This is a genomic window from Cloacibacillus sp. (assembly GCF_020860125.1).
Taxonomy (GTDB): Bacteria; Synergistota; Synergistia; order Synergistales; family Synergistaceae; genus Cloacibacillus.
This window is the reverse complement of record NZ_JAJBUX010000006.1, coordinates 1-4,033: the sequence shown is the minus strand read 5'-3', so window position 1 is coordinate 4,033 and position 4,033 is coordinate 1. Positions and strand designations below refer to the sequence as shown.

The window sequence follows — 4,033 nt, the reverse complement described above, 5'->3', positions numbered from 1 at the left end:
AAGGTCAACTCTCCCTCAGTCTCGGCGAAAAAACATCGCCGAGCCAGCTCCCTCACAGAGGGCGCCTTTAAGGGCAAAGTCAAAAGATAAAGCGTTATTTATTCCTTGCACCGTCGAAGCTAAACCGCCATTTATCATTTGGCCTATCGAAGATAAACCGGCGCAGCATCGCGGCGGCGGCGATAAAGGTCAGCGTCTCCGCGGCCACAAACGAGAACCAGAGGCCGCGCATCCCGAAGAGCCAGGAAAAGAGGGCCGCCAGCGGCAGAACCAGCAAAAAGGCGCGCAGCGCGGAGATGAGAAAACCGCGCTTCGGCATCTCCGCGGCGCTGCAAAAGGCGGCGGCCACGACATTCAGCCCGCCGAAAAAGAAACCGGCGAAATAGATGCGCAGCCCCTCCTCCGCGTAGGCCGCGAGCAGCGCGTCGCCCGCGGAATTAAAAAGTCCGGCGACCTGCCGCGCCCAGACAAATACCGTGCCGTAGGCCAGCGAGGCGACGGCCAGCGAAAGCGCCGCCCCGTAAAACAAAAGAAGGCGGCAGCTATGCCCGTCGTCCGCGCCGCGGCTGCGGCTCACGAGCGGCTGCATCCCCTGGGCGATGCCGACGAAGACGGCAAGTTCCACGAGCGCGAGATTCGCCACGATGCCATAGGCGGCGACGCCGGTGTTGCCGGCCATCGCGAGGATCATCAGATTAAAGGCCGCGAGCGCGGCGGCGGAAGAGAGCTCCGTCACCATTGAAGAGAGCCCCAGAGGGACCATCTTCGCGACCGCTCCGGCGCGGGGCCGCCGCAGGGAGAGGCGGAAGGAACTCCGCCGCAGGACAAAATGCAGCGAAAGCAGCGCGAGGCTGATCATCGGGGCGATCGCCGTGGCGAGGGCCGCGCCGAAAAGCCCCCAGCCGAAGGGAAAGATAAACAGGTAATCGAGCGCGATATTGGAAAAACTGCCGGTCACCATCGCCGCCATCGCGAGGCGCGGGCTGCCGTCGTTGCGGACAAAGGCGAGTAAGATATTATTCATGATAAAAAAGAGCGAAAACGAGAGGATCGTCCGCAGATAACTCCTCGTCATAGCAAAGATCGCCTCATCCGCGCCAAGCAGCCGCGCGATCCCACCGCTGAAAAACAGCCCCGCGCCCGTGAAAATAACCGCGAAAAACAGGCCGAGCGCCGCCGTGGAGGAAAATATCTCCGCGCGCCGCTCCCTTCCCGCGGCAAACGAGAGCGAAAAAAGCGTCGCGCCGCCGATACCGGCCATCAGCCCGGCGGCGTTCATCAGGCTGTAAACCACAATCGCGAGATTCAGCGCGGCGAGCCCCTCCGCGCCGAAGGCGGCGGCCACGAACCAGGTGTCGGCAAGAATATAACAGGATATGCCGACCATGCCCATCACGCTCTGCGAGACATATTTGACAAAGGTCGGAAAAAGCCTCTTCCCCATAAATAAACGCCCCCGTAAAAAACAAAAATCCGCGCAAAGACTCATCCCTTCTAAGGCCTAACGGCATGAGTCCCGCGCGTCTAAAAACACGCCACCCGGCGGCGGCGTGATACGCATATTCTTTTTACCGCCGTTATTTTAACACAAAAACAAAAATGGCGGCGGCTAAATACCGCTACCGCATAAACACACATATACCTGACCGCCGGAGCTCCCCTATTTCCGGCTTTGCAGGAGCGGCAAAAGGCGGTAGACTAAACAACGGCAAAGGAGGAATGTCCTGATGACGAAACAACTTCTTTCAAAACTGAGCGGAGGACTCGCCCCAAAGCAGCCCGCTCATTTCGTCCTGCTCGCCGCCTCATTGATTATCGGCGCGACGCTGATCGGGCTGCTCTTCCGCGCCCTCGGATTCCCCGAGACGAACATCGTCATCACCTACATTCTCGCGGTGCTGCTCGCGGCGCGCTTCACGCCCGGCTACCGCTGGGGTATCGCCGCCGCCTTCGTTTCGACCTTCACATACAACTTTTTCTTTACCATCCCCCTATACTCTTTCGCCGTCAGCGACAGCTCCCACATCATCACCTTCGCCATCATGACGATCACCGCCTCGATAACCGGCGCCCTCACCTCCAAGGCGAAGGCCTCCGAGGAGGAGGCGCGGCGGCGTGAGGCCGAGGTGCTTATGCTCTACAGCTTCACCAACAGGCTCAGCAACGCCTTTACCCCCCATGAGATTGCGGGCGTCGCCGTCAACACCATACACAGCTTCTGGGGCTGGCAGGCCGCCTGCCTCTGCTTCAACGGCGAGGGACGGCCGGAAGATTCCTACATCCAGCAGGTCGGCGAAGACACGCCGATCTGGCGCAGGACAGAAGAGCCGCAGCGGGTGATGAATGAAATGCTCCAGCTGCGCCGCGCCTACCTCGCGGGAGAAGAATTCTTCGACTGGCCCGTCTACAGCACGAAAAAGCTGCTTGCCGTCGTCAGGATACCGACTCCCGACGCGCGCACGATGACCGACGACCAGCGCCAGGCGCTGCACTCCGTCATCAAAGGCGTCGCGCTGGCGATGGACCGCTACGGCAGCGCGCGGGCGCGGCTCAAATCGGAGGAAGAGGCGGCGCAGGAGCGCTACCGCAGCAGCCTGCTGCGCGCCATCTCACACGACCTGCGCACCCCGCTGGCGGGGATCATGGGCACCGCGGAGATCCTCATGGAAAGAGAGCGGAACGACCAGCAAAAATCGGCCCTCGCCGCGGCGATCTACAGCGACGCGCAGTGGCTGCACGACATCGTGGAAAACGTCCTCAGCCTCACAAGGATACAGAGCGGCGCCTCCGTCATAAAATACGAGCCCTCGGCGCTGGAAGAGATCGCCGAGGCCGCGCTGAATCACGTCAAACGCCACCTTGAGGGACGCCGCCTCGAAGTACGGCTGCCGGACGAACTGCTGATGGTAATGGCAGACGGACGTCTCATCCAGCAGGTGCTCGTCAACCTCCTCGACAACGCGGCAAAACACACGCCGCCGGGAAAGAGGATATCTCTCTCGGCGGACCGCGTCGGCCGAGGCTATGTGCGCGTCACGGTAGAGGACGAGGGCGAAGGCGTTCCGCCCGAGGACCTGCCGCACATCTTTGAAATGTTCTATACTTCAAAAAAACGCTCCTCCGACGTAAAAAAGGGCATCGGCCTCGGGCTGCCCATCTGCGAGGCCATCATCAAGGCCCACGGCGGAACGGTATCGGCGGAAAACATCACCGGCGGCGGCGCGCGCTTCAACTTTATGCTGCCTCTGGCAAAGGACGGTCAAAATGACAAGACGCATTCTGATAATTGAGGACGACAACCAGATAAGAAACTTCAACTGCTTCGCCGTTGAAAACATGGGGCTCGAATATACCGCCGCCGCCAACGGCGCGGAGGCGATGGCGAAGCTGCTCTCCGAGCGGGTGGACCTCATCCTGCTGGACCTCGGGCTGCCCGACATGGACGGCATGGAGATCATAAAAAAGGTGCGCGAATGGTCGGAGATGCCGATCATCGTCGTCTCCGCGCGCGACCAGGACAAAGAAAAGGCGGCGGCGCTCGACGCGGGGGCCGACGACTACCTGACCAAACCCTTCTCCGCGACGGAGCTCTCGGCGCGTATCCGCGTCGCCCTCCGCCACCTGGAGCGCCACGGCGAATCCACCCAGGAGACCGTCAAGAGCGTCGGCGGCCTCAGGATCGAACTTGACCGTCACCTCGTCTACCTTGACGGCGAAGAGCTCCACCTCACCCCGATGGAATACAGCCTGCTCGCGCTCTTCTTCCGGAACATCGGCAAAGTGCTCACCTCGGCCTACATCATCAGGCAGGTCTGGGGCGCCGGTTACGGCAGCGATACGCAGTCGCTGCGCGCGCTGATGGCGAGCCTGCGCCGCAAGATAGAAAAGAGCCCCGCGCAGCCGCGCTACCTGGTTACCGAAGTTGGCGTAGGTTATCGCCTAGTCGACGAGTAAATCGGCGTTTATCAAAATCGGCGTGAATAAGCACCGTATGCGTCATAAGCCGGTCCCTAAGTGTCCTCGCCGTATGAAC

General features: G+C 60.9%; 3 protein-coding genes. 2 read left to right on the top strand and 1 reads right to left on the bottom strand.

Features of this window, described 5'->3' with window-relative positions; genetic code table 11:
- Positions 1-94 precede the first annotated feature (94 nt).
- The gene (locus LIO98_RS00780; RefSeq protein ID WP_291952405.1) at positions 95-1,444 is read right to left on the bottom strand and encodes an MATE family efflux transporter; all 1,350 of its coding nucleotides are present in this window, start codon (positions 1,442-1,444) and stop codon (positions 95-97) included.
- 283 nt (positions 1,445-1,727) lie between these two features.
- Between LIO98_RS00780 and LIO98_RS00775 the strand changes: the two genes are divergently transcribed.
- Both LIO98_RS00775 and LIO98_RS00770 read left to right on the top strand, forming a co-directional pair.
- Positions 1,728-3,290, top strand: a complete 1,563-nt coding sequence (locus tag LIO98_RS00775; RefSeq protein WP_291952404.1) for a DUF4118 domain-containing protein — start codon at positions 1,728-1,730, stop codon at positions 3,288-3,290.
- The gene (locus LIO98_RS00770; RefSeq protein WP_291952403.1) at positions 3,265-3,954 is read left to right on the top strand and encodes a response regulator; all 690 of its coding nucleotides are present in this window, start codon (positions 3,265-3,267) and stop codon (positions 3,952-3,954) included. Before LIO98_RS00775 ends, LIO98_RS00770 begins: the two co-directional genes overlap by 26 nt.
- Positions 3,955-4,033 lie beyond the last annotated feature (79 nt).

What these genes read in the sequence shown, in the direction of transcription:
- LIO98_RS00780 (WP_291952405.1), bottom strand. Translation starts at nt 1,444, where the DNA reads ATGGGGAAGAGGCTTTTTCCGACCTTTGTCAAATATGTCTCGCAGAGC.
- LIO98_RS00775 (WP_291952404.1), top strand. Translation starts at nt 1,728, where the DNA reads ATGACGAAACAACTTCTTTCAAAACTGAGCGGAGGACTCGCCCCAAAG.
- LIO98_RS00770 (WP_291952403.1), top strand. Translation starts at nt 3,265, where the DNA reads ATGACAAGACGCATTCTGATAATTGAGGACGACAACCAGATAAGAAAC.